Origin of the sequence: Ralstonia sp. UNC404CL21Col (assembly GCF_000620465.1) — a bacterium.
Lineage (GTDB): Bacteria > Pseudomonadota > Gammaproteobacteria > Burkholderiales > Burkholderiaceae > Ralstonia > Ralstonia flatus.
The window spans coordinates 515,560-539,658 of record NZ_JIBE01000004.1 but is presented as its reverse complement, the minus strand read 5'-3'; the positions used below and the strand labels follow the sequence as shown (position 1 = coordinate 539,658).

Below are 24,099 nucleotides of genomic sequence, written 5' to 3'. Positions count from 1 at the left end.
AGGCGTTTCTCATGACCACCGGCACCACTCCTCCTCGCATGGCCGATGTTGCGCGCGTTGCCGGCGTGTCGAAGATGACCGTGTCACGTGTGTTGGCAGGCGGCAGCGTGTCGCCCGAAACCCGCGCGCGCGTGCAAGAGGCCATCGACGCGCTCGGCTACGTTGCCACGGCCGCGGCCGGGATGCTGTCCAGCGGCCGATCGGAATTCGTCGCCGCCCTGGTGCCTTCGCTGGCCAGTTCCAACTTTGCCGATACCGTGCGCGGGCTCAGCGATGCGCTCGCGCCCCATGGTCTGCAACTGCTGCTGGGTGATACCGACTACCACCTCGATCAGGAGGAGGCGCTGGTGAAGTCGCTGCTGCGCCATCAGCCGCGTGGCATCGCCTTGACCGGGCGCCACCACAGTGCAGGCACGCGCACGCTGCTGGAGCGCGCCGGGATCCCGATCGTCGAGATGTGGGATCTGCCTGAGCGCCCGATCGACAGGGCGGTCGGGTTCTCGAACGCCAAGGCGTCGCTCGCGATGGTGCATCACCTGCACAAACGGGGCTACCGGCGCATCGGCTTCCTGTGCGGCGCCAGCGAACTGGACCGCCGCGGCACCGACCGCATGCGCGGATACGTCAGCGGAATCAAGGCGCTTGGCCTAGGCGAGCCGCGTGTGATCCGCCTGGGCGAATCGCCCATCACGATGAGCCACGGCGGCCCCGCGATGGCCGCTTTGCTGCAAGCGTGGCCCGATACCGATGCCGTGATGTGCGTGAGCGACATGTCCGCATTCGGCGCCATCATGGAATGCCACCGGCGCGGCCTGTCGGTGCCCGGCGACATCGCTGTGGCGGGCTTCGGCAATTTTGAAGTCGCGTGGTGCTGCCATCCGACCATCACGACGATTTCCGTCGATGCCTATGGCATCGGCCTGCGCACGGGCGAGGTCTTGCTCGATGCACTCGGCGTTGGCGAGGCCACGGGCGCGCCCAAGCGCTCGCGCATCGACTTCAGCGTGGTCGAACGCGAGAGCGCATAGCCGGCGGCTTTATACACAACGTCAATGCGAGTGCCGCGGATTGCCGCGTGTCTCGATCACGTTCAGATACAGGGTTGCCGGCTCCAGGCATCCGCCCGTCGAAAGCTGCCCGACAAACTGCCGATAGAGTTCCTGCCAAGGCGTTTGCGATTGCGGCACGCTGAACGTTGCGGTTTCACGCCGGCGCTCAAGCTCTTCCGCGTCCACCAAGACATCGACCTTGCGGGCGTTGAGGTCCACGCGGATGCGATCGCCCGTGCGCAGGAGCGCCAGGCCGCCACCCGCCGCCGCCTCGGGCGACATGTTCAAAATGGACGGACTCGCCGAGGTGCCGCTCTGCCGGCCATCGCCCATGCACGGCAGCGATTCGATCCCCTGCTTGACCAGTGCCGCCGGCGGCGCCATGTTGACGACCTCCGCGCTGCCCGGATAACCGACCGTTCCGCAGCCGCGGATGACGAGGATGCAGCGCTCGTCGATCGCCAGCGCAGGATCGTTGATGCGGGCGTGATAGTCCTCTGGGCCATCGAAGACGATCGCGCGCGTCTCGAAGACGTTTTCCGCGCCGGGCTCGCTCAGGTAGGTCTGCCGGAATGCTTCACCTACCACCGACATCTTCATGATGGCGCTGTCAAAGAAATTGCCCGACAGCACGATGAAGCCCGCTCGATGCTTGAGCGGCGCGTCCACAGGGAAGATGACATCGCGGTCGGCGTCGGGCGCGGCATCGGCAATCGCGCCGATCGTGCGGCCAGAGACGGTAAGACAATCGCGCCGCAGCAACCCGCCCGCGTCGAGCTGGCGCAGCACGGCGGGCACGCCGCCCGAACGGTGAAAACTCTCCCCCAGATATTCGCCGGCCGGCATGCAGTTCACCAGCAGCGGCACCGATTCTCCGTGGCGCTGCCAGTCTTCGAGGCTGAGTTCCACGCCCATGTGGCGCGCGATTGCGATGAGGTGCGGCGGGCAGTTGGTCGACGCGCCAAGCGCCGAAGCCACCATGATGGCGTTCTCGAATGCCGCGCGCGTCATGATCGTCGAGGGCCGGATGTCTTCACGCACGAGGTCGACGATGCGCTTGCCCGTGGCATAGGCCATCTGCCCACGCTCGCGATACGCCGCCGGAATGCTGGCGCACCCGGGCAGCGACATGCCCAGCGCTTCGGCTAGGCTGTTCATCGACAGCGCCGTGCCCATCGTGTTGCAGTGGCCGATCGACGGCGACGACGCGGTGGTCAGCTCCATGAAGCCTTCGTAGTCGATGTCGCCGGCAGCCAGCCGGTTGCGCGCATGCCAGATGACGGTGCCGGAGCCGACCCGTTTGCCTTCGTGCCAGCCGTCCAGCATCGGCCCACCAGACAGGACGATGGCTGGCAGGTCCACCGTGGCGGCGGCCATCAGGCAGGCGGGCGTGGTCTTGTCGCACCCTGTGGTCAGCACGACGCCGTCGAGCGGGAAGCCGTGGAGGATCTCGACCAGACCGAGATACGCGAGATTGCGATCGAGCGCGGCAGTCGGTCGGCGGCTCTGCTCGGCCAGCGGGTGAACCGGAAACTCCATCGGAATGCCGCCCGCGTCGCGTATGCCGGCCTTCACACGCTGCGCCAGCTCGATGTGGTGCCGGTTGCAGGGCGCCAGGTCGCTGCCCGTCTGCGCGATCCCGATGATCGGCCGGCCTGACTGCAACTCTTCGCGCGTCAGGCCGTAGTTCATGAAGCGTTCGACGTAGAGGGCGGTCATGTCTGCGTGGCTCGGGTCGTCGAACCAAAGCTGGCTGCGCAGTCGGCGTGGAGGTTGGGCGGGCATGGTGTCTCGGTTGTTATGTGGTGGGCGGTTCCCTCTACGGGGAATCGGCGAGGCGCTTTCCGGAAGCCTGGGATGCAATTTTGGTACCGGTAACAACGCATGGTAGAGCCGGAAGAAGGCGCAGGCAATAGCGCGTGTTATCAGCCCTGCTTTCGGAGAGGGTGTTTGGATTTGCTGACACCTGCCTGAGCGCAAGCGTTTGCCGCTCCCCCGGCTAGTGGGGGAGGGCTTGCGGTTTCACGATTCTGCAAACAACGCGCCCTATGTTGGGCCGATCTTCGGGGGGAGGATGGGGGCTGCCATGCAGGCGTTATCTGCACGATTCGAAAAGACTGACGCGGGGCGACGTGAAATCGCCACGCGCGGCGGCGTGCTCAGCCGCTCAAGCCGCGCGCTGCTCATCATGGTCGATGGCCAAGTCACGGGCGAGGACCTCGCTGTACGTGCCGGCCAGCTCGGCCTGGAAGCGCAGGCCGTGTTCGAGCTGGTGCAGGCAGGCTTCATTCAAAGCGCAACCGATGTTGCCGGCGAGCCCGCCTTCGTTCAGGTGGCCGAGCCGCAGCCCGAGACGCCCAAGCCGGCTGCGCCGGCGCGCAAGCGTTCGCTGGCGGCGGCGCGCATGTACCTCATGGACATTGCGGCGCGCACATTCAGCTCGGCCGAGCATCCGATCCGCCAGCGCCTGGTGGAGGCCACCGACCGCGCTTCCGTGGAAAGCGCGTTCGATGCGCTGCTGGCGGCCCTGCGCGAAGCCACATCGGCGTCGATGGTGGAGCAGGTGGAAGTGTCGTTCCGTGGGTTTTTGCCGGCCGAAGAAGGTGTGGCCGGCTGAGTACTTTGCTCACGCGTGGCGCGACACGACCATGAAGTACGCGCAAGGCTCCGCCGTCTGATTGGCGAAGCCGTGCTCCACGTTCGCCTCAAAGAACAGCGAGTCGCCGGGCCCCAGGTATTCCTTGGTGTTTTTGAACTCGACGACGAGGTTGCCGATGGTTACCACGATTTGCTTTTCGGCCCCGGCAGGGTAGCCGGGCAGTATCCCGGTTGAGACGCCGGGCGGAAGGTAGTGATAGAGGAGTTCGACGCGCCCGCCGCCCGTCGCCGGTGAAACGATATGCCGCTCAAAGCCGGTTTCCGGATCGCGGAAGACGGGCCGCTCAGCTCGGCGCATGCGCACCACCGCGCCTTCTGATGCACCGCCCCCGGCCAGCTCCGTCAACGAGGTCTGCAGGCTGTGGGCGATCTTGGCTGCAATCCCGATGGTCGGGCTTTTTTCTCCGCGCTCCACTTTGGACAGCATCGCCCGGCTGACGCCCGAGCGTTGGGAAAACTGTTCCAGCGTCAGCCCGGCGGCCTCCCGCAGCTTGCGCACACGCCCACCAAAGGCACGCGACGACGCCTCGTCGTCATCTTGCTGCCTCACGTCTTCATCCTGCTTTGCCAACACGCCTCCTTTGCCTTACCGACGCAAACTCGCCAGGCTGACATTATGTCCACGATGGAAGAACGTCCAAGTCAAAATGCCATTTTTTTCTTGTAAATGTCTTCTATAGAAGATAGATTTCTTAGAAATAAACCAATGGAGGCGAAGCATGGGCAGCATGAAACTGATTTCGCAAGGCCAGCGCTACGCTGCCTTTGAATTCGGCGATGTCCAGGTCGTCGCGCTGCGCGATGGCTACATCGACGTGCCGACGACACGGCTGTGCCAGGCATCCGGCGAGCCCCTCGACACGCTGCCTGCCGGCGTTCCCGTCGTGAACGGTCAGCTGCGGTTGTCAGTCAACGCGTTCCTGGTCGTCCACAAGGGCACGTCTGTCCTGATCGATACCGGCGCATCGAACGCACTGGACGATTCGATGGGCGGCCTCCTGAGCGGATTGCAGGAATGCGGCATCGACAGAAACACCATCACTCAGGTAGCGGTCACGCACACGCATGAAGACCATGTGCACGGGCTTATTGCTCCGGATGGTTCGGAGGCATTTCCCAAGGCGGAACGCATCCTGATCCCGAAGGAAGAGGTATCGGAAATCACCGGGCGGCTCGCGCCAGTGCGCGATCGTGTGGCACCGGTTGACGATGGGCTGATCGTCAGCGATCGGATCACCGCCGTGCGGGCCGCCGGGCATTCGCAAGGGCACACCGTCTATGAAGTCAGAAGCAGTGCCGGGCACCTCCTGGTGTGGGGCGACATCATTCACGTACCGTCCATTCAATTCGGGCGTCCGGAACTGACCTGGGAGCTTGATGACAGCCAGCCCAAGGCACGTGCTACGCGCAAGGCGATCCTGGAAAGAACAGCGCGCCCGGACTACTACGTCGCGGGCGCGCATCTCGACTTTCCCGGTATCGGCCAGGTGACCAGGCGTGGTGAAGATTTCACCTTCCAAGCCGTTGAATGCCGCACGACGGGCCGTGATTAAGGCATCGGACCACACATCGAACCAGCCCGCGCTGAGCCTGCGCGTGCAGCATCACGCAGCCTGCTGCGCCACCCCGTCCTTGAGCAGCCCCCGCGCCCGCTGATTCGACTTGTAGATGTTGTCGCGCACCGGCACCGCACCGGTCTTCACGCTGTGCACCCATTCCTGGGTCGACATGACCGCCGCGAAGCGCGATTGGAGCACCACGCTGAACACGCGGTGGATCTCTTCCGCGCTCGCAAAGCCGGCCTGGTTCTGATACGGCACCGCGCCCGATGCGTCGTGCAGGAATTCCACCGCCGTGCCGTTGTGCAGGGCGTGATTGATCGTGGATGCATCGCAGTTGTGCGTCATGTAGCCGACCACGGTCAGCGTATCGATGCCGCGCGCTTCCAGCCATTGCGCCAGGTCCGTCTCCGGATAGGCGCTCGGTAGCAGCTTGCGCAGATAGTGGTCATGGGGGCGCGACGCCACCACTGGGTGCAATTGCCAGCCGTCGGTGTCGATGGCAAACAGCGGCGAGCTGGCCGGCGAGGTCTGCTGCACGACGATCACCGGAATGCCCGCCTCGCGTGCCGCATCCATGGCGACACCGATGTTGGCGACGGTCTGCTGCGGGTCCGGATACTCGATTGGCAGGCCGCCGGTGAAATATTCGTTCTGCACATCGATGACGATCAGGGCGCGCTTCGGGGTGTTGTTCGTAGTCATGGCTGACTCCTCAAGGTCGGTTGGATCGGGCATTTGCGTGAGCCCGTGGACAGCATCTTCGCGGATGACTATCCTTCCCGACAGTGGCCCGAAAGACGTTTATCGAAAGAATCGGGCCAAAGCGCGGAGCCTGTATGCAAGCCCAGCCATCTCAGCATCCCCAGCAAATCGCCGTTCTAGCCTTTAACGACATCAGCCCGTTTCACCTTTCCGTGCCGTGTCTTGTGTTTGAAGACCGCGTCTGGGCAGGGCTGCCGTCCTACCACCTGCGGATCTGCGCCGACGAGCCCGCGAGGAAGGGCGGCCTGCGCACCACAGCCGGGTTTGCCGTGCAGACGGAGTTCACGCTCGAAGATGCCGCCCGCGCCGACGTGCTGATCGTGCCGTCATGGCGTGATACGGACGAGCGGCCGCCGGCGGCGATGGTGAATGCGGTGGGCGATGCCTATGCGCGCGGTGCCACCGTGGTCGGCCTGTGCCTGGGCGCGTTTGTGCTGGCCGAAGCAGGCGTGCTCGACGGCCATGAGGCGACCACGCATTGGAGCGCCGCCGATGCGTTCTCGCAGCGCTACCCGCGCGTAAAGCTTGTGCCGGATGTGCTCTATCTGGACGCTGCCGACGGCCGTCTTGTGACCTCCGCAGGCACGGCCGCCGGGCTGGATTGCTGCCTTCACCTCGTGCGCCGTTGGCATGGTGCGGAGGTGGCCAACCGCATTGCACGGCGGCTGGTGGTTGCGCCGCACCGGCAGGGCGGCCAGGCGCAATACATCGAGCAACCGCTGCACGATGCCCCCGGCGGCGATCGCCTGTCGGATCTGCTGAACTGGACGGTGGCCAACCTCGCGGAGCCACACTCGCTGGACTCGCTCGCCGAGCGGGCGGCCATGAGCCGCCGCAATTTCACCCGGCGCTTCCGTGAGCTGACGGGAACCACCGTCGGTCAATGGTTGCTGGGGCAGCGTCTGGCCTATGCGCAGCGGATGCTGGAGACCACGCGCCAGCCGGTCGAAGCGATTGCGCAACTGGCGGGGTTCGGCAGCGCGGTGTCGCTGCGGCAGCATTTCAGCCGGACGTATCACACGTCGCCCAGCGCTTACCGCGCCTTGTTTGCGCAAGCCTGAAAAGAAAAAAAGCGGCTGGTCAGCCGCTGTGGTGTGTTGCTTACTTGCTCAGCTCGTGGCCGATGACGGCGCCGGCTGCGGCACCTCCTATCGTCCCGGCTGTGCTGTGCGTCATTTCGTGGCCCGCCACACCGCCTGCCACCGCGCCGCCGGCCGTACACGCCGTGAGCGTGGGCGCCAGCGCGGCAAGTGCGCATATCAGCGCTGTCTTCCATGCATTCATGATGTCCTCCTGAGTCGCCGGCCAGAAGCAGTGGCCGGCATATCCCTCAGTCGAGCAAAGCGCGTGCCGCGCTCACATGAACAGCGGTGACAGCGAAAGATGCGACAGCGCGATCACGATCACCTGCGCGATCACCAGCAGGATCAGCGGAGACAGATCGAGCCGCCCGCCCAGCGGCGGCACCACGCGGCGGATCGGGCGCAAGAGCGGGTCGACCAGCGTGTTGAGCACGGCGCCCATGGGCGATGCCGGGCCCATCCACGACAGCACGGCCGACGCAATGGTCACCCACACCAGCACGTTGAACGCCCACTTGAGCACGGTGAACAGCGCGGCCACAAAGCCCATCGGCACAAGCGCAATCGGGCTCAAGCCAACCGATGCCAGCAGCAGGAAGAGATACACAAGCGCCGTGAGGTAAGCCGCCACCAGCGACGACCAGTCGATATAGCCCGTGGCCGGAATCACCCGGCGCAGCGGGTGCACCAGCCAGCCGGTCAGCTGGAAGATGGCCTGCGACAGCGGATTGCGCGGTGACAGCCGCACCGCTTGCGTCCAGGCGCGCAGCAGCAGCGCCGCGCCAAAGAGCGAGAAGATCGTGTCGAGCAGAAAACGCGTGATATCGCCGAACATGCGTCCGGTTCTCCTATGGTCAGGTCGGGCAAAAGCGCGCGGCAAACGCGCGTGCTGGGGCGCGGTATTGTCGCACGGCAATCTGACGGGGATCTGTGCGCCGGTGTCTCTGCGCAGGCGTGGCGCATTCGCGTATTGTGGTGCCCGTTCGCTGTTTTCCCTGTGAGGAGACCCGCCTTGAAACCCACCTTGTTTCGCGCGTTGTTGTCGCTGGCGTGCCTGTCTGCCGTGCCGCATGTGCATGCGCAGGCCGATACCACGTTCACCGTGGAATCGCCTGCCTTTGCCGACAACGGCGTCATGGACCGCAAGTACGCCGGGAAGAACCCCGCCAATGCCAATTGCACGGGCGACAACGTCTCGCCGCCGCTGCACTGGTCCAACGTCCCGGCCGGCACCCACAGCCTCGTGCTGATTGCCACCGACCCGCAGGGCGCGGGCGGCCTGGGCGTGAACCACTGGATGGCGTACGGCATCCCGGCCACGCAGACGAGCCTGGCGGAAGGTGCCGGCACCGACAGCGGGCTGCGCATGGGCCAGAACGCCATCGGCAAGCCGGCGTATCTCGGGCCGTGTCCGCCCAAGGGCACGGGCATGCACCACTACGTCTTTGTGCTGATCGCCACGGATCTGGCGCCGGACGCGCTGCCCAATGGGCTGACGCGGGCTGAACTCGACGCCGCCATCAAGGGGCATAGCAAAGGCGCCGCCGCCTGGATCGGCCGCTTCGGCAACTTCTGAAGAGAAGACGCTGGCCGCCGCGCTTACCGTGGCGCCGCCGGTTCCATGCCCTTGCGCTCGAGGAGGGCAGCCGCGTCCTTGCCATGCAGCGCCTGTATCAGCGTCTGTGCGTCTGCAAGGTTCTTCGCATGGGGACTCACGCCCACGGCATACACGGTGTAGTTCTGGACGGCTGCAGGCAAGGGCCCGACGTACTGGATGCGCGGCACCGCAAGCAGTTCGCTGATCTGATGCACGGCCAGGGCGGCGCTGCCGTCGACGAGCCGCGTGCCCACCAGCCCGCCGTGAACGAGCACAGCCTTCGGCGCAATCGCCTGCGCAATGCCGAGCGTCTCGAAGAGCTTCGATAGATACATGCCAGACGATCCACCGGCTGCCGGGTCCAGATACGCCACCGAGGGCGCCGCCAGCAAGGTCTGTCTGAACTGCTCGACCGTCGAGATATCGGGCCTGGATGCGCCCTCGGGCACCGCCACGCCAATGCCGACGCGGCCCACGTTGCTGAGCGTGGGGGCCAGATAGCCCGACGTGCTGAGGGCCTTTGCCACGGGCTCGGGCAGGATCGCCACGTCAAAGGCTTCGCCGTTCTGAATGCGCTTGGCCAGTTCGCCCGCCGTGCCGTTGGCGATGATCAGGTGGACACCGGCCGTGCGTTCGATCGACGGTGCCAACGCGTCCAGCACGGGCCGGAATGCGCCCGCCGTGAGGACGCTGATGTCTGCAGCGCTTGCCGTGCCGACGGTGCAGACGGTGCCGGCGGCGCACAGCGCCAAGAGCGCTGCCAGAAACGGGATTCTCGAAATCACGATGCGGCTCCGATTACGTGTCGGTGCCGCACCTTAGCACTGCATGACAACGACAACCCACGGCAGATGCGGTCACAACCCCGCGACGGGGAAGCTCGCCTGCCAGACAGCGCTTTGCACGTTCACCGGTTTCGGAATCAGCTTCTGCTGCAGGAACAGGTCTGCAATCTGCTGCTGCGAAGCCACGATCTGCGGCGTGACCGGCGTGACGCCGTAGGGCACGCGGCGCAGCCAGGTCTCGACAACGGGCTGTTCGATGCCGAGCTTGGGCGCCAGCAGGGCGGCGGTCTCCTGCGGATGCTGATTCACCCACAGCCCCGCCGTGCGCAACTGGGCCAGGATGGCGTTGACCGCGCGCGGGTGCGTCTTCACGAATTCCGGCGTCGCTTCGTAGAAGTTGAATACCGGCAGCTCGCTGAAATCGCCCAGCGTGCGCGTCTTCAACGCCTTCTGTGCCAGCGCGTAATACGGATCCCACACGACCCACGCATCGACCGCGCCGCTCTCGAAGGCGGCCCGCGCCTCGGCCGGCGGCAGGTAGATCGGCTGAATGTCCTGCACCGTGAGGTTGGCGCGCCGAAGCAGTTGCACCAGCAGGTAGTTCGAGCTGGAGCCCTTCTGCAACGCGATGCGCTTGCCTTTCAGGTCCGCCACGCTGTGCGCAGGTGAGCTGTCCAGCACGAAGAGCGCCTCGTTGGTCTTGCCGCCCGGCTCGGCCCCCACATAGACAAGGCGCGCGCCTGCAGCCTGCGCAAATACGGCCGGCGGCGCGCCGGTGTAGCCGAAGTCAATGCTGCCGGTGTTGAGTGCTTCCAGCAGTTGGGGCCCGGCGGGGAATTCCTTCCATTCCACCTTGTAGCCAAGCTCGGCCAGCGGTTTGTCGAGCGCGCCTTGCGCTTTCAGGACTGCCAGCAGTCCGGCTTTCTGAAAGCCGACGCGCACCGTGCCGGCCGGATCTGCGGCTTGGGTGAGGCCTGCGCTCAGGGCGAGGCCGGCGCCCAGCAGCGCGGCAAGCCAGCGTCGTCGGCCAGCCGATGTGGCGGTATGGGGCGATTGGGTTTGCATGATTCCTCCAGCGAGTCAGGTGTTGTGCGGTCGATGCTACGGACCGCGCACGCGCGAAGGAACGAACAAGATTGCATGTGCATAGACGCGGCTGCGTCAGCCTGTTGCTATGGCAGCCAGTTCAGCCAGGTAGGCCCACGGATAGATGCCACGCGCATGTCCATCACTGAACACCAATTGCACGCCGTAACCCGCGGGCGCGATGGTGGTGACGCGCACGGCTGCCGGCACGTGGATCGGCGTGCCGTGATGGCGCTTGAACTGGCACTCCGCACAACGGCACGCCTTGCGCAATGCCGCGTGGTCGAGCGCGACCACGGCGTCTGCCCAGTGCAGCCGCAGCCGGCCTTGTGCGACGTTGTTGTCGATGCGCTCAGGGGGCTGCACGGGCGCTCTCGATTTGTGCCAGCGCAATCCGCACCGCCTTGACGACTTCCGGGTCGCCATCGGTTTCTGCGCTGCGCAGGGCGGGCAGGGCAGCGGCTTCGCCGATTTCGCCCAAGGCGAGCGCGGCTTCCTTGCGCAGATTGCTGATCGGGTGCGTGAGCAACGCGGCGACCGTATCGACGGCATGCGCAGCACGCCACCGGCCGAGCGCGCGTGCAGCCTGCAGGCGGACTTGCCAATACGCATCGGCCAGCGCCTCGACCAACGCTTGCGTGACGTGCGAGTCGGGAGCGAGTGCCCGCAGCTTGCCGAGCGTGCTGGCGCTCTCCTCGCGCACGCGCCAGGCGGTGTCGCGCAGCGCAGCGAGCAACGCGGGCAGCACGGCGGCATCGGTGGCGAGGCCGAGGGCGCCGACTGCGGCACGGCGCACGTCGACATCTGCGTCATGACGTGCGCGTTCCGCCAGCGCAGGCAATGCGCCCACATGCTTGCGCCAGCCGAGCACCGCAACGGCTTCGCGGCGCACCGCGGCGTCAGCGTCTTGCAGCGCGTGCAGCGCGGGCGCTTCGCTCTCGGGCACGCGCAGCTCACGCAGCCCACGCAACGCGGCGGCGCGCACAAAGGCGCTGGCATGGTCGACGTAAGGCAACAGCGCGGGCGCCGAGTCGGGCGATTTCAAATCCGCCAGGCCGATTGCCGCTGCGTCACGCACGGTGCCATCCACGTCTTCCAGCGCACGGGCAAGGGCGGCCACGGTGTCCGGCTGTTCCCAGGTCGCCAGGATGCGCGCGGCTTCGAGCCGGACTTCCGGCGCCGGGTCCTGCGCTAGCAGCGCAATCACATCGGGCAGCGCGTCGGCGTCTTCCGCATCGGCAAGCTGGAGGAGGGCGACGCGGCGGGTGGCGGCGTCGGCGTCGTGCAGGCGCGCCAGGAGGGTTGTCGTCATCGCGGCCTCAGCGCAGCAGATACGGGATGTCGACCTTCACCGCGCCGGTCGGGCAATCCTGCTCGCACGGCATGCAGTACCAGCATTCGTCGAATTGCATGAAAGCCTTGCCTTTGGTCAGGTCGATGGCGAGCAGGTCGAGCGGGCAGACATCGACGCACACGGTGCAGCCCTTGTCGGCAATGCACTTGGCTTCGTCGATGGTTACGGGCGCGCTGCTGCGCGAGGTGATGTCGTGCGGCGTGTGGGTGAATTGAACGGTCGTCTGTTGCATGGTCATGCAGCCTTCGGAATGCGCATGTGCGCGTAGGAATCGGTGCCGAGCACATCGACAGGGATGACGTACGGCTCGACGGCCTGCTTGCGGCTTGCCATGGCGCCGTGTGCGTCCTTGTACAAGCGTGTGTGGCAGAACCAATTGGCGTCGTCGCGTTCGGGGTAGTCCACGCGATGGTGGTACAGGCCCCAGCGGCTTTCGGTGCGGAAGAGCGAGGCGCGCGCGGCCATCTCTGCGCAATCGCGGATGAAGCTGACTTCCATCGCGCGCATCAGCTCATGCGGATTGCGTGCGTGCAGGTGGGTGATGTCTTCGGCAATCTCGTCGAAGCGCCGCAGGCCGATTTCCATCTTGCGCGTGACCTTGGGCGGCTGCAGGTAATCGTTCACCATGCGGCGCAGCTTGTATTCCACCTGCGCGGGCGCGAGGCCGTGGTCGCGTTGCAGCGGCGCAAAGATGCGCGTGCGCTCGCGTTCGATCTGCGCGTCGTTGACGCGGGCGTCGCCTTGCCGGCCGGCGATGTAGTCCGCCGCGTTCTGCCCCGCAAACCAGCCGTACGTGAATGCGCCGAGCATGTAGTTGTGCGGCACGGCGGCCATGTCGCCCGCTGCGTAAAGGCCCGGCACGGTGGTTTCCGCGCGCGCATTCACATACACGCCAGACGCGCTGTGCCCGCTGCAGAAGCCGATTTCCGAGATGTGCATCTCCACCATCTGCGTGCGGTAGTCGGTGCCGCGCCCCGCGTGGAAGCGGCCGCGGCTCGGGCGCTCGTTGGTGTGCAGGATGGTCTCGATGGTCTGGATGGTTTCTTCGGCCAAGTGGTCGAGCTTGAGAAACACCGGCCCCTTGCCGCCTTGCAGCTCTTGGTAGAACTCCCACATCATCTGGCCGCTCCAGTAGTCGCACTGGATGAAGCGCTCGCCGCGCGCGTTGGCGGTGTAGCCGCCCAGCGGGCCGGTCACATACGCACAGGCGGGGCCGTTGTAGTCCTTGATGAGCGGGTTGATCTGGAAGCATTCCAGGTTGGAAAGCTCCGCGCCTGCGTGATACGCCATCGCGTAGCCATCGCCCGCGTTGGTGGGGTTTTCGTACGTGCCCATCAGGTAGCCGGAAGCCGGCAGGCCAAGCCGCCCGGCGGCGCCGCAGCTCAGCACCACGGCCTTTGCGCGCACCACGAGAAAATCCGCCGTGCGGCAATCGAAGCCGAGCACGCCGCAGGCGGCCCCATCGGCATCCGTCAGCACGCGCGTGACGACGATGCGGTTCGTGATCTCCACCCGCGCACGCTTGAGCTGCCGATACAGCACCTTCTTGATGTCGTGCCCCTCTGGCATCGGCAGCACGTAGCTGCCCATGTGATGGACCTTCTTGACGGCGTAGTCGCCGGTTTCGTCCTTCTCGAACTTCACGCCCCAGCGGTCAAGCTGCTCGATGGTAGCGAAGCTGTGCTGCGCATAGGCATATACGCCCGATTGATCGACGATGCCATCGTTGGCCAGCGTGATCTCGCCCGTGTATTGCTCCGGCGTGGCATGCCCGGGAATGACGGCGTTGTTCAGCCCGTCCATGCCCATGGAGATCGCGCCGCTGCGCTTCACATGCGCTTTGTCGATCAGCAGCACACGCAGCGCGGGGTTGCGTTCTTTTGCCTTGATGGCCGCCATCGGGCCGGCCGTGCCGCCGCCCACGACGACGAGGTCGTACTCCAGTTCCAGCGTATTCATACGGTGCCTTGCAAAGGAAGGATGGATTGCGCATGCGCCGCCACCTGCCGATCCAGCCGGAGCCGGTACTGGAAGGCGTCGCCGCGAAAATAGAGCCGTTCGAAGTCGATGGGCGCGCCCTGTGCGTCGTGCGTCAGGCGCTCCACGCGCAGCAGTGCCGCGCCTGCGCCCGTGTCGAGCGCGGTGGCTGTCGCGTGATCGGCCAATGCCGCATCGATGGCCAACGTCGCGTGGCCCAGCGCCACACCCGCGTCCTGTTCCAACACGAGAAACACATCGCGCGTGACGAGGTCCGCCCGGGCGACGACGCTGCCCAGTGCTTCCGGCAGCCACGTCACCTCGAGCGACACCGGGAACTGGTCCAGCAAGCGCACGCGATGCAACTCCACGACGGCCGTGCCGGGCGCCAACTGCAGCGCCTGTGCCACGTCGGTCGGCGCCGGGACGGTCCGCAGCGTCAGCACGCGATTGCGAATCGCGTGGCCTTGTGCCGACATCGCCTCGGCAAAGCCTTGCAGTGCCGTCACGTTCTGAAAGGCCTTTGGCTGGCTCACAAACGTGCCTTTTCCGTGGCGGCGGAAGATCAGCCCTTCGTTCTGCAGATCGGCCAGTGCCTGGCGCACGGTGATGCGGCTGGCGTTGAACTGCTCGCCCAGCGCCGCCTCCGAAGGCAGCAGCGAGGCCGGCGCGTAGTGGCCGCTGAGAATGCCCTCGCGCAGCGTGCCCTTGATGCGCTCATAGAGCGGCGGGGCAGGTTGGCGGTGCAAATTAGAGGTGGTCATCGATGGGCGCAACTCGTCATAACAAGTGCGCCCAGTGTAAAAAGCAGACGTATGCAGCGGAACGAAGCTTTTTCGATATGCATGCTCGGTTTCTGACGTGCGCCGCAGCTATAGTGACGAGAGTGTTTTGAGCCGCCGCGCACCGCACACGCGGGCCGGCACCGGACGCATGGAGCGCCGCACTTCAGACGGCGCACGAAAACAACGGATACGGGTGATGGACCAGGGCACGCGCCTGCAAGATTTTTCTGCCGGCTTTGCTGACACGTTGCGGCAAGCCATGCATGACGTCGGCTTCGAGTGGCTCTCGTTTGGCCTGATGGAATACATCGGCGAGGCGGGCAAGCAGCGAGGCGAGCAACGCGTGCTCTACAACACCCATTCCCCCGCCGGCTGGGAAGAGCGCTATCTGGAGCAGCGCCATTTCGAGATCGACCCGCGCATCGCACTGCAGGGCGACTGCGGCCTGCCTCTGGCGTGGGACATGCCCTACCTGCGAGAGCGCGTCGGCAACAGCCCGGGCGACCCCCGCGTCGAAACCTTCCTTGCCGATCTGGCGCGCTTCAACCTGCACAGCGGCATCGTGTGGGGCGCGCCATTGCGCCATCAGATGACACCGCGCTCAACCTGGATCGTCTTCTGCAGCCTGTCGTCTTCCAGGCCAGACCGCGCGTGGATGAACGACACGGTGATGGGCGGCGCCATGCGCATCATCGTGCGCGCCTGCACGCATCTGGAAGAGGCGCGCGACAGCGCCCAGCGCAACAAGGAGATCGCCACGCGCGCGTCGTTGCCCGCGCATGTCCTGCGCCGCGTGATCGACTTTGTGGAAGCGAACGTGACGCAGCCCATCAGCGTGCGCGACATGGCCGAGATTGCCGACCTGAGCGTGCATCACTTCGCGCGCAGCTTCAAAGAGGCCAGCGGCCGCACGCCGCATCAGTACGTGACCGAGCGCCGCCTGCAGCTTGCCAGCCGTCTGCTGACCGAGACGCGCATGTCCATCCTGGAGATCGCAACCGCGGTGGGCTTCGAAAGCGCGAGCCACTTTGCGGTGGTCTTCCGCCGCCGGCAGGGCCTGTCGCCCAATGACTTCCGGCGCCAGCGCGTGGCCTTCTCGCACGTGGCGGCATCGCTGGCCGAATCGGGCTGATCTGCCGCCCCTGCGTCGCCCCTTCACCTGCGCGCGCGATTTTGGTGCGCCGCACGATGCGCAAACGCACCGTCTGATATCAAAACCGATATCGGTAAGGCCCCAAAAAAGCATTAGACGGTCATGTCTCGCTGTCCATACCATGGCTCAGCACGAATCACCGGCACGGCAAGATGCGCGCCGCATGCCGGATTCGACTCGTGTATCGCGTTGCAAAGACGACGTGCGCAGCCCCGGGGGTAGTCACCGGCTGCGTTCCACCATAACGGAGACAAACGATGCAAAAAACGAGCGCTGCGTGCGCCAGACGGACCGTATTGACCTTCCTGGCCACGGCCGGCGTGCTGCTGGCCACGGGCTTGACGACAGCGGCTCACGCGGCCGACAAGTCGTTCACCATGGGTTTCGCCCAGGTGGGTGCCGAGAGCGAATGGCGCACCGCCAATTCGGAGTCCATCAAATCGACGGCCAAGGCGCAGGGCGTGAACCTGAAGTTTTCCGACGCGCAGCAGAAGCAGGAAAACCAGATCAAGGCGATCCGCTCGTACATCGCGCAGAAGGTCGATGTGATTGCGTTCTCGCCGGTGGTGGAATCCGGCTGGGACACCGTGCTGCAAGAAGCCAAGGCCGCCAAGATCCCGGTCATCCTGACCGACCGCGGCATCGACAGCAAAGACACCTCGCTCTACACCACGTTCATCGGCTCGGACTTCGTCGAGGAAGGCCGCAAGGCGGGCCGCTGGCTGCTTGAGAACGTCAAGCCCAAGGGCGACGTGAACATCGTCGAGCTGCAAGGCACGGTCGGCTCCGCACCCGCCATCGACCGCAAGCGCGGCTTTGAAGAGATCATCAAGGCCGACCCGCACTACAAGATCATCCGCTCGCAAACCGGCGACTTCACCCGCGCCAAGGGCAAGGAAGTGATGGAGGCCTTCCTGAAGGCCGAGGGCAAGAAGATCAACGTGCTGTACGCGCACAACGATGACATGGCGATCGGCGCCATCCAGGCCATTGAAGAGGCGGGGCTCAAGCCGGGCAAGGACATCGTCATCATCTCGATCGACGGCGTGAAGGGCGCGTTTGAAGCCATGATGGCCGGCAAGCTGAACGTCACGGTGGAATGCAGCCCGCTGCTCGGGCCGCAGCTGATGGAAACCGCGCGCGACGTGCTGGCAGGCAAGACCGTGCCCAAGCGCATCGTCACCAAGGAAGGCATCTTCCCGATGGAAGTGGCGGCCAAGGAGTTCCCGAACCGCAAGTACTGAGGGGGGCCATTCGCAAGCCCTTTGCTGAATCGGGGAATGCAGGCAGGGCGGGTGACGGTGACTCGCCTTGCCGGTATGCACCCTCAACAGGCCACAGCCATGTCCGATCACGTTGATCAACCCGCCGCGACAGATGCACGCGGCGCGCTGCTGCACATGCGCGGCATCTGCAAGAACTTTCCCGGCGTGCAGGCGCTGGCCGGGGTGGATTTCCGCTTGTTTCCGGGAGAAGTCCATGCCCTGATGGGGCAGAACGGTGCCGGCAAGTCGACGCTCATCAAGGTGCTGACCGGCGTTGAAGCGCCGGATGCGGGCGAGATCCTGCTCGGCGGTCAGCCCATCGCGCCGGGCTCGCCGCTGGAGGCGCAAAAGCTCGGTATCAGCACGGTGTATCAGGAGGTCAATCTCTGCCCGAACCTGACCGTGGCGGAGAACATCCACATCGGCCGCTTTCCCATGCGGCTGGGCAGCATCGACTGGCGGGCCACCAACCGGGCGGCGCAGGCGTTGCTTGCTGATCTGAACATCCACATCGACGTTACGCTGCCGCTGTCGCTGTATCCGGTGGCCATCCAGCAGATGGTGGCGATTGCGCGCGCGCTTTCCACCGAAGCTCGCATCCTGATCCTGGACGAGCCCACCTCCAGCCTGGACGATGACGAAGTCGCGCGCCTGTTTACCGCCATCTGCACACTCAAGGCGCGTGGCATGGCCGTGCTGTTCGTCACGCATTTTCTGGAGCAAACGTACGCGATTGCCGACCGCATTACCGTGCTGCGCAACGGCCGGCTGGAAGGCGAATACGCCGCGCGCGATCTGCCGCAACTGCAACTGATCAACAAGATGGTCGGGCGCGACATCGACGCGAGCCGCTTCGAGCGCACCGAAGTGCCGCCCGTGGACGACACGGCGCCAGCATTCCTGAGCGCACGCGGCATGGGCCGCCGTGGCGTGGTGCAGCCGCTCGATCTGGACGTCCGCCCCGGGCAGGTGTTGGGCCTGGGCGGCCTGCTGGGTTCGGGCCGCACCGAGACCGCGCGCCTGCTGTTCGGCGTAGACCGCAACGATGCAGGCTCGATCAACGTGCAGGGCCGGTCGCACCAGTTCAGCTCGCCGCGTGACGCCATCCGGCAGGGCATCGGCTTTTGCCCGGAAGACCGCAAGACCGAAGGCATCATTGCCGAGCTGTCGATTCGCGAGAACATCATCCTCGCGCTGCAGGCCAAGCGCGGCCTGTTCCGCTATCTGCCCAAGAAGCGCCAGCGTGAGATTGCCGACCAGTACATCGCCCAGCTCGGCATCAAGACGCCCGACGCTGAAAAGCCCATCGGCCAGCTCTCGGGCGGCAACCAGCAGAAGGCCGTGCTCGCGCGCTGGCTGGCGACCGATCCCGCCATGCTGATCCTGGATGAGCCGACGCGCGGCATCGACATCGCCGCCAAGCTCGACATCATGGACCTGGTGACCGCGCAGTGCCGCAAGGGCATGGCGATCCTGTTCATCTCCAGCGAGCTGCCGGAGGTGCTGCGCGTAAGCCACCGGCTGGCGATCCTGCGCGATCGCAAGAAGGTGGGCGAGCTGGCCGGCGCCGATGTGACGGAAGACAACCTGTGCCACGTGATTGCCGGCGGCGACGTGCCCACCAGCCAGTCCAGCACCCAGTCCACCACCGCCGGAGGCGCTGCATGAACCCCGCCAATCTGCGCGCGCTGACCGGCCACCGATTGTTCTGGCCCGGCGTAACGCTGCTTTTGCTGTGTTTGCTCAACGCGTGGTTCAACCCGCATTTCTTTCACCTCGACGTTCGTAATGGGCATCTGTACGGCAGCCTGATCGACATCCTCAACCGCGCGGCGCCGCTGATGCTCGTCTCGCTTGGCATGACGCTGGTGATTGCGGTGGGCGGCATCGATATTTCGGTGGGCGCGGTGGTCGCCATTTCCGGCGCCATTGCGGCATCGCTTGTCGGCGGCACGCTGGTGGTGCAGAACGGCCTGCCCGTCTACGTGACCAAGATGCCGCTGCTCCTGGCGCTGCTGGCGGCGGTGGGCGCGGCGCTGGTGTGCGGCATGTGGAACGGCCTGCTGGTGGCGGGCGCGGGCATGCAGCCCATCATCGCCACGCTGATCTTGATGGTGGCCGGCCGCGGCGTGGCGCAGCTCATTACCGGCGGGCAGATCATCACCGTCTACTACGAGCCGTTCTTCTTCGTGGGCAACGGCTATCTGTTCGGGCTGCCGTTCGGGCTGTACATCGCAGCCGCTGTGCTGGCCCTGCTGTTGCTGTTGATGCATCGCACGGCGCTGGGCTTGTTCATCGAGGCGGTCGGCATCAACCCCGTGGCCGCGCGGCTTGCGGGGCTGAACACCAAGGCGCTGCTGTTTGGCATCTATGCGTTCTGCGGTGCCATGGCCGGTGTTGCAGGGCTCATCATCTGCTCCAACGTCAAAAGCGCGGACGGCAACAACGCCGGACTCCTGCTGGAGCTTGACGCCATCCTGGCCGTCACGCTGGGTGGCACCTCGCTGGCGGGCGGCAAGTTCAGCCTGTGGGGCAGTGTGATCGGGGCGCTCATCATCCAGACGCTCACCTACGCGATCTACTCCATGGGCGTGCCGCCGGAAATCAACCTCGTGGTGAAAGCCGTGGTGGTGTTTGCCGTGTGCCTGGCGCAATCGCCGGCGTTTCGCAGCATGCTCTTTCAACGCCACAGCCGTGCGGGGGCGCAGTCATGAGAATCAATCCACGGCGCTTGCCGTTCTACGTCACGCTGTTTCTGTTTGCGCTGTTGTTCGGCTTCGGCTCGGTCACTTACACGGGCTTCTTCAGCGTGCAGGTGTTTCTCAATCTGCTGATCGACAACGCGTTCCTGATCGTCGTTGCCATCGGCATGACGTTCGTCATTCTGTCGGGCGGCATCGATCTATCGGTGGGGGCGGTGGTGGCGCTCACCACCATGATCTCCGCCGCGCTGGTCGAGCATCACGGCTGGTCGATCGGTGTGGTGGTGCCGCTGGTGCTAGCCGTCGGCTGCCTGTTCGGCCTGGTGATGGGCGTGCTGATCCAGGTGTTCCGCATCCAGCCGTTCATCGTCACGCTGGGCGGCATGTTCCTCGCGCGGGGGCTGTGCTACCTCATCAGCATCGATTCGATCAGCATTACAGACCCGATCTATACCGCGCTCTCGCAGTACAAGATCCAGGTGGGCGGCGGCAACTACGTATCGCCCAGCGTGGTGATTGCGCTGGTCGTGTTTGCCGTGGCGGCGTGGCTTGCGCATTGCAGCCGCTTTGGCCGCACGGTGTACGCGCTGGGCGGCAATGAACGGTCCGCCTTGCTGATGGGCCTGCCCGTGGCACGCACGCGCATCCTCGTCTATGTGCTCAGCGGTTTCTGCTCGGCGCTGGGCGGGGTGCTGGTCACGCTCTACATGCTGTCCGGCTACGGGCTGCACGCGCAAGGTATGGAACTGGACGCCATTGCCGCCACCGTGGTCGGCGGCACGCTGCTCACCGGTGGCGTGGGGCTCATCAGCGGCAGTGTGGTGGGCGTGCTGTTGCTCGGTGTCATCCAGTCGTTGATCACCTTTGACGGCACGCTCAGCTCCTGGTGGGCGCGCATTGCCATTGGCGTGTTGCTCTGCGTGTTCTGCCTCATGCAGCGTTTCCTGGGGCGCGCGCAACGCGGCGCGGCATTGCCGACGTCTACTCCGCACCGGCCGGCGCGGCCGTCGAACGAGACGGCCAAGGACACCCCGGCCTCGGCCATCCTCATGCAGTCGCACGCCGTACCGCCTTTCAACTAGGCGCACGCAGTCACGTTTTTCCGTAGGCATGCTGGCCTTGAAAAGGTTGTTTCGTGCAACTATATTGGTTGCACGAAGCAACTAACCGAGGCCCGGCATGGACATCATCGAAGCCCCCGCGCAGTCACGCGAACAGACCATCCGCGAGCTGCGCGAGGTCTCGCGCAAGCTTGTCCGCGAACTCGGCTTCATGCGCAACACGCTGGCGGAGAGCGACCTGCCGCCCTCTGCCGTACACGCGATTCTGGAGATTGCCGGTGCGCCCGGCATCCAGGCGCGCGATCTGGCCGAACGCCTGCGGCTGGACAAATCGAGCACCAGCCGCCAGGTCACGCGGCTCGAATCGGCCGGGCTGATCGAACGCCGCACGTGCGCCGACGATGCCCGATCTTCCGAACTGCATCTCACCAAAAGCGGCCAGGAAGTGCGCCGCAAGATCGACGCATTTGCCTCCGCACAGGTCTCCAACGCGCTGCGCCACCTGACCCCGGCAGACCAGCAACGGCTCGTCGCGTCGCTGTCGCAGTACGTCAGCGCGCTGGCCGATGACAACGACCACACGCCCGCGCATGCCTGCGCCGATGCCGGCCCCCAGATCGTGCAAGGCTACGTGCCCGGCTGCATTGGCGATATCGCCAGCCTGCATGGCCGGTTCTACGCGCAGCACTGGGGGTTTGGCGTGTTCTTCGAGCGCCGTGTCGCCAAGGAACTGGCCGACTTTGCGCAATCCCTGCCCGACGCCAACAAGGCACTCTGGCTGTGTGTGGAGAACAACCGCTGCCTCGCATCGCTCGCCATTGACGGAAACTCGGACACGCGCGTTGCACACCTGCGCTGGTTCATCGTGGATGATTCCCTGCGTGGCACCGGCATTGGCCGTAAGCTCATGTCGCAAGCCATGCGCTTTGTCGACGAGCGCTTTGACGAGACTTACCTCAACACCTTCAAGGGCCTGGATGCTGCCCGCCACCTGTACGAATCGTTCGGCTTTCAACTTACGCATGAAGAAGCCGGCGCGCAGTGGGGTAGCACCGTAACCGAACAGCAATTCCGCCGCCGCAAACCGGGCTGACCTTGCGTCGCCCCAGGCGCACAAGGAGACAGCACGTGACATCGCAACTCAACCTGGACGCCTATTTCAACCGCATCCAGTGGGGTGGCAGCGCCAGCCCAACCTACGACACGCTCGCGCAACTGGTGCGTGCGCACATGCGGCACATCCCGTTCGAAAACCTCGACGTATTGCTCGGACGCGGCATCCGGATCGATCTGGAAAGCCTGCAGAACAAGCTCGTCCACGCGCGCCGCGGCGGTTACTGCTTCGAGCACGCCACCTTGTTTGCCGCCGTATTGGAGCAGCTTGGCTTTCAGCCAACGCGCCATTCGTCGCGCGTGGTCCTGCTTTCCCCGCGCACTGAAGCACCCCGCACGCACATGTTCCTGACGGTGCCGCTGCCCGAAGGCACCTTCGTCGTCGATCCCGGTTTTGGCGCACTGGCGCCTCGCGTGCCGGTGCCGCTGGATGGCACGCAAGCCAACATCGACGGCGAACTGCACTGGATGGTGCGCGACGAAGACCGCTGGATACTCCGCGCGCAAGTACGTAGCGACACGCCCGTCGACGCCTGGGTCACCACGATGGAGCAGGACTATCCGGTCGACTTCGAAATGGCGAACCACTACACGTCAACGTATCTCGCATCGCCGTTCATGAATCGCATCCTGATGCGCGCCTTGACGGACGACGGACGCGTGACGGTGATGAATCGGGATGCAACGATCTGGCGCGGGAATACGCCGCACAGGTTTGAATTGGAAGACCGGAGGGCGTTGCGGGGGCTGTTGGCTGAGTACTTTGGGATTGACTTGCCGGAGGTGGAGGGGATGCGGGTGCCCGGGGTGGAGGCGTGGAGTTGAAGTGGATCGCTTTTCAGGCGATTGGAGTGCGCTACATCACGGCACTGAGAAGCGCCCGCTTTGACTGAATGCGTCCGATTGCTGCATCCGCCTTTGCCGGCTGTGTTGAATGCGCTCGATAGCGCCTCGACTGCAAGCTTCCCCGCCCGTCTCGGGGTCGCGTTCCTGCTGTTTTGGTTATTTCTTGCGATTCGCGCGCTGCAGCACGCTCAGAACATCCCACCGGAACAAGTCCACCGTCCCGCCATCCAGCGAGCTAAGAATGAACGCCCCGATCGCGTCCATAAACCCGGCCTGGAATTCGGGTGCCTTGTCCTTTAGGTAGGCCTCCTTATGTAAGCGCAACGTCTGGGGTTGGAACCGGCGATTCACCTTCATATCCATCTGCGCTTTGTGCAGATACTCCTTGGCGGCCAAGGCGCCCTGTGCGTATACGAGATTTTCATTGATGTTCATCGGGCCCCTCCGGACGGAAGACGTTGCGCGATGCGGGTGAACTGACAGTGTGCGGGGCGATGCCCGCGTGGGATGGGTACGGCTTGGGTCGGTTGATCCATTGTCTTGCCCTCTGGTTTGAGTGAGGAGCCACCCACCGGTGAGGGTGGGCGGGCACACGACAAGGTCTGCAATACCGATCAAGTTCACCACAACCGGCAGGGCCGAGGCCCTCCCTGCCGGGCCCGCCCATAGGGACGAACGACGGCACGCGAGCGCTATAACGGCACTCACGGGTGAACTTGAATTCGGGATTGCAGTCCCGGCTGCGCTTGGTTGCGCGAGCGGGACAGAGTTTAGGGGCGGCAAGCGGCGGCGGCAAGTTGCGGTTTGTCGCTGCCTGGAGCAACTGCCGAGTCCGAAACGCCGCGCGCCGGGTTCCGGACTCGAATCTCCGAGTTCCGAACCGCAAACGCCGAGCAAAAAGCCTGGCACGCCGGGTTCCGAGCCGCAACAGTCGAGTTCAGAACCTCAACCGTCGAGTTCAGAACCGCGACCGTGCCCAAAAAAGCAGCAAGCGCGAGGCAAAAAGGGTCATGCGTCGAGTTCAGAACCCCATGCGTGGCGTTCGGAACGCCATGGGCCGAGGTCAAAGGTCCGATCCATTGCTGCAGAAAGCAGCAGCGGCGAGGCAAAAAGCCCCACGGTTGGGGCTTGGAGGGCGGCTAGCGGGGTTGAGGGTCGGCAGTCGACGGTTTAAGCCTCAATGGGCAAAAAAAAGCGTGCCGTCTGGCACGCCTAGTCATGATCGATCCGCTGTGTTCCGCACGCCGTCTTGGCAGCGTGCG

25 protein-coding genes are annotated in these 24,099 nt (G+C 65.0%); 12 read left to right on the top strand and 13 right to left on the bottom strand.

The window, feature by feature from the left end:
* Positions 1 to 11 precede the first annotated feature (11 nt).
* Positions 12 to 1,028, top strand: coding sequence for a LacI family DNA-binding transcriptional regulator (locus N511_RS0110585; RefSeq protein WP_027679270.1), 1,017 nt, complete (start codon positions 12 to 14; stop codon positions 1,026 to 1,028).
* 21 nt (positions 1,029 to 1,049) lie between these two features.
* Here N511_RS0110585 and N511_RS0110580 read toward each other — a convergent pair whose 3' ends face one another.
* Complete coding sequence (locus N511_RS0110580; RefSeq protein ID WP_027679269.1) at positions 1,050 to 2,834, bottom strand: IlvD/Edd family dehydratase; 1,785 nt, start codon at positions 2,832 to 2,834, stop codon at positions 1,050 to 1,052.
* Positions 2,835 to 3,135: 301 nt separating this feature from the next.
* On the opposite strand from N511_RS0110580, the gene N511_RS0110575 reads away from it, so the two are divergent.
* The gene (locus tag N511_RS0110575) at positions 3,136 to 3,666 is read left to right on the top strand and encodes a hypothetical protein (protein WP_027679268.1); all 531 of its coding nucleotides are present in this window, start codon (positions 3,136 to 3,138) and stop codon (positions 3,664 to 3,666) included.
* Between the two features lie 9 nt (positions 3,667 to 3,675).
* On the opposite strand, the gene N511_RS0110570 is transcribed toward N511_RS0110575, so the two are convergent.
* Entirely contained in the window at positions 3,676 to 4,278 is a 603-nt protein-coding gene (locus N511_RS0110570; protein WP_027679267.1) for a helix-turn-helix domain-containing protein, read from the bottom strand.
* A gap of 157 nt (positions 4,279 to 4,435) precedes the next feature.
* Here N511_RS0110570 and N511_RS0110565 point away from each other — a divergent pair, with 157 nt between their 5' ends.
* Positions 4,436 to 5,260, top strand: coding sequence for an MBL fold metallo-hydrolase (locus N511_RS0110565; RefSeq protein ID WP_027679266.1), 825 nt, complete (start codon positions 4,436 to 4,438; stop codon positions 5,258 to 5,260).
* A 51-nt stretch (positions 5,261 to 5,311) separates the two neighbouring features.
* On the opposite strand, the gene N511_RS0110560 is transcribed toward N511_RS0110565, so the two are convergent.
* Positions 5,312 to 5,971 (bottom strand): cysteine hydrolase family protein, encoded by a 660-nt coding sequence (locus N511_RS0110560; RefSeq protein WP_027679265.1) that lies wholly within the window; start codon positions 5,969 to 5,971, stop codon positions 5,312 to 5,314.
* A 134-nt stretch (positions 5,972 to 6,105) separates the two neighbouring features.
* Between N511_RS0110560 and N511_RS0110555 the strand changes: the two genes are divergently transcribed.
* Positions 6,106 to 7,092: a GlxA family transcriptional regulator gene (locus N511_RS0110555; RefSeq protein WP_027679264.1), complete on the top strand. Its 987-nt coding sequence runs from the start codon at positions 6,106 to 6,108 to the stop codon at positions 7,090 to 7,092.
* A gap of 40 nt (positions 7,093 to 7,132) precedes the next feature.
* Here the strand turns inward: N511_RS0110555 and N511_RS0110550 are convergent, their stop codons facing one another.
* Entirely contained in the window at positions 7,133 to 7,315 is a 183-nt protein-coding gene (locus N511_RS0110550) for a glycine zipper 2TM domain-containing protein (protein ID WP_027679263.1), read from the bottom strand.
* 72 nt (positions 7,316 to 7,387) lie between these two features.
* Entirely contained in the window at positions 7,388 to 7,948 is a 561-nt protein-coding gene (locus N511_RS0110545; protein ID WP_027679262.1) for a YggT family protein, read from the bottom strand.
* A gap of 177 nt (positions 7,949 to 8,125) precedes the next feature.
* Here N511_RS0110545 and N511_RS0110540 point away from each other — a divergent pair, with 177 nt between their 5' ends.
* A complete protein-coding gene (locus N511_RS0110540) occupies positions 8,126 to 8,689 on the top strand; it encodes a YbhB/YbcL family Raf kinase inhibitor-like protein (RefSeq protein ID WP_027679261.1) in 564 nt (187 codons plus the stop codon).
* A gap of 23 nt (positions 8,690 to 8,712) precedes the next feature.
* On the opposite strand, the gene N511_RS24035 is transcribed toward N511_RS0110540, so the two are convergent.
* From N511_RS24035 to N511_RS0110505, 7 genes are all read right to left on the bottom strand, one after another.
* Positions 8,713 to 9,495, bottom strand: coding sequence for a molybdate ABC transporter substrate-binding protein (locus N511_RS24035; RefSeq protein WP_197032040.1), 783 nt, complete (start codon positions 9,493 to 9,495; stop codon positions 8,713 to 8,715).
* 72 nt (positions 9,496 to 9,567) lie between these two features.
* Entirely contained in the window at positions 9,568 to 10,560 is a 993-nt protein-coding gene (locus N511_RS0110530) for a sulfonate ABC transporter substrate-binding protein (RefSeq protein ID WP_027679260.1), read from the bottom strand.
* A 96-nt stretch (positions 10,561 to 10,656) separates the two neighbouring features.
* Positions 10,657 to 10,947, bottom strand: coding sequence for a DUF971 domain-containing protein (locus N511_RS0110525; protein WP_027679259.1), 291 nt, complete (start codon positions 10,945 to 10,947; stop codon positions 10,657 to 10,659).
* Positions 10,934 to 11,893 carry a HEAT repeat domain-containing protein gene (locus N511_RS0110520; protein WP_027679258.1) on the bottom strand — a complete coding sequence of 320 codons (960 nt, stop codon included), beginning with the start codon at positions 11,891 to 11,893 and terminating at the stop codon, positions 10,934 to 10,936. Before N511_RS0110520 ends, N511_RS0110525 begins: the two co-directional genes overlap by 14 nt.
* A 7-nt stretch (positions 11,894 to 11,900) precedes the next feature.
* Complete coding sequence (locus N511_RS0110515; RefSeq protein WP_027679257.1) at positions 11,901 to 12,167, bottom strand: 4Fe-4S dicluster domain-containing protein; 267 nt, start codon at positions 12,165 to 12,167, stop codon at positions 11,901 to 11,903.
* A 2-nt stretch (positions 12,168 to 12,169) separates the two neighbouring features.
* A complete protein-coding gene (locus tag N511_RS0110510) occupies positions 12,170 to 13,894 on the bottom strand; it encodes a fumarate reductase/succinate dehydrogenase flavoprotein subunit (RefSeq protein WP_027679256.1) in 1,725 nt (574 codons plus the stop codon).
* Positions 13,891 to 14,676, bottom strand: a complete 786-nt coding sequence (locus N511_RS0110505; protein WP_027679255.1) for a GntR family transcriptional regulator — start codon at positions 14,674 to 14,676, stop codon at positions 13,891 to 13,893. Before N511_RS0110505 ends, N511_RS0110510 begins: the two co-directional genes overlap by 4 nt.
* Positions 14,677 to 14,893: 217 nt before the next feature.
* Between N511_RS0110505 and N511_RS24570 the strand changes: the two genes are divergently transcribed.
* The 7 genes from N511_RS24570 (at position 14,894) to N511_RS0110470 (ending at position 22,816) form a co-directional block, all read left to right on the top strand.
* Positions 14,894 to 15,829, top strand: coding sequence for a helix-turn-helix domain-containing protein (locus N511_RS24570; RefSeq protein ID WP_051530887.1), 936 nt, complete (start codon positions 14,894 to 14,896; stop codon positions 15,827 to 15,829).
* A 278-nt stretch (positions 15,830 to 16,107) separates the two neighbouring features.
* Positions 16,108 to 17,094: an ABC transporter substrate-binding protein gene (locus N511_RS0110495; protein WP_027679254.1), complete on the top strand. Its 987-nt coding sequence runs from the start codon at positions 16,108 to 16,110 to the stop codon at positions 17,092 to 17,094.
* A gap of 99 nt (positions 17,095 to 17,193) precedes the next feature.
* Positions 17,194 to 18,783, top strand: a complete 1,590-nt coding sequence (locus N511_RS0110490) for a sugar ABC transporter ATP-binding protein (RefSeq protein WP_027679253.1) — start codon at positions 17,194 to 17,196, stop codon at positions 18,781 to 18,783.
* Positions 18,780 to 19,829 (top strand): ABC transporter permease, encoded by a 1,050-nt coding sequence (locus N511_RS0110485; RefSeq protein WP_027679252.1) that lies wholly within the window; start codon positions 18,780 to 18,782, stop codon positions 19,827 to 19,829. Before N511_RS0110490 ends, N511_RS0110485 begins: the two co-directional genes overlap by 4 nt.
* Positions 19,826 to 20,899 carry a galactofuranose ABC transporter, permease protein YjfF gene (gene yjfF, locus N511_RS0110480; RefSeq protein WP_027679251.1) on the top strand — a complete coding sequence of 358 codons (1,074 nt, stop codon included), beginning with the start codon at positions 19,826 to 19,828 and terminating at the stop codon, positions 20,897 to 20,899. Before N511_RS0110485 ends, yjfF begins: the two co-directional genes overlap by 4 nt.
* A 97-nt stretch (positions 20,900 to 20,996) precedes the next feature.
* Positions 20,997 to 21,971 carry a helix-turn-helix domain-containing GNAT family N-acetyltransferase gene (locus N511_RS0110475; RefSeq protein ID WP_027679250.1) on the top strand — a complete coding sequence of 325 codons (975 nt, stop codon included), beginning with the start codon at positions 20,997 to 20,999 and terminating at the stop codon, positions 21,969 to 21,971.
* Positions 21,972 to 22,006: 35 nt separating this feature from the next.
* Entirely contained in the window at positions 22,007 to 22,816 is an 810-nt protein-coding gene (locus N511_RS0110470) for an arylamine N-acetyltransferase family protein (protein WP_027679249.1), read from the top strand.
* Positions 22,817 to 22,993: 177 nt separating this feature from the next.
* Here N511_RS0110470 and N511_RS0110465 read toward each other — a convergent pair whose 3' ends face one another.
* Positions 22,994 to 23,272, bottom strand: coding sequence for a hypothetical protein (locus N511_RS0110465; protein WP_027679248.1), 279 nt, complete (start codon positions 23,270 to 23,272; stop codon positions 22,994 to 22,996).
* Positions 23,273 to 24,099 lie beyond the last annotated feature (827 nt).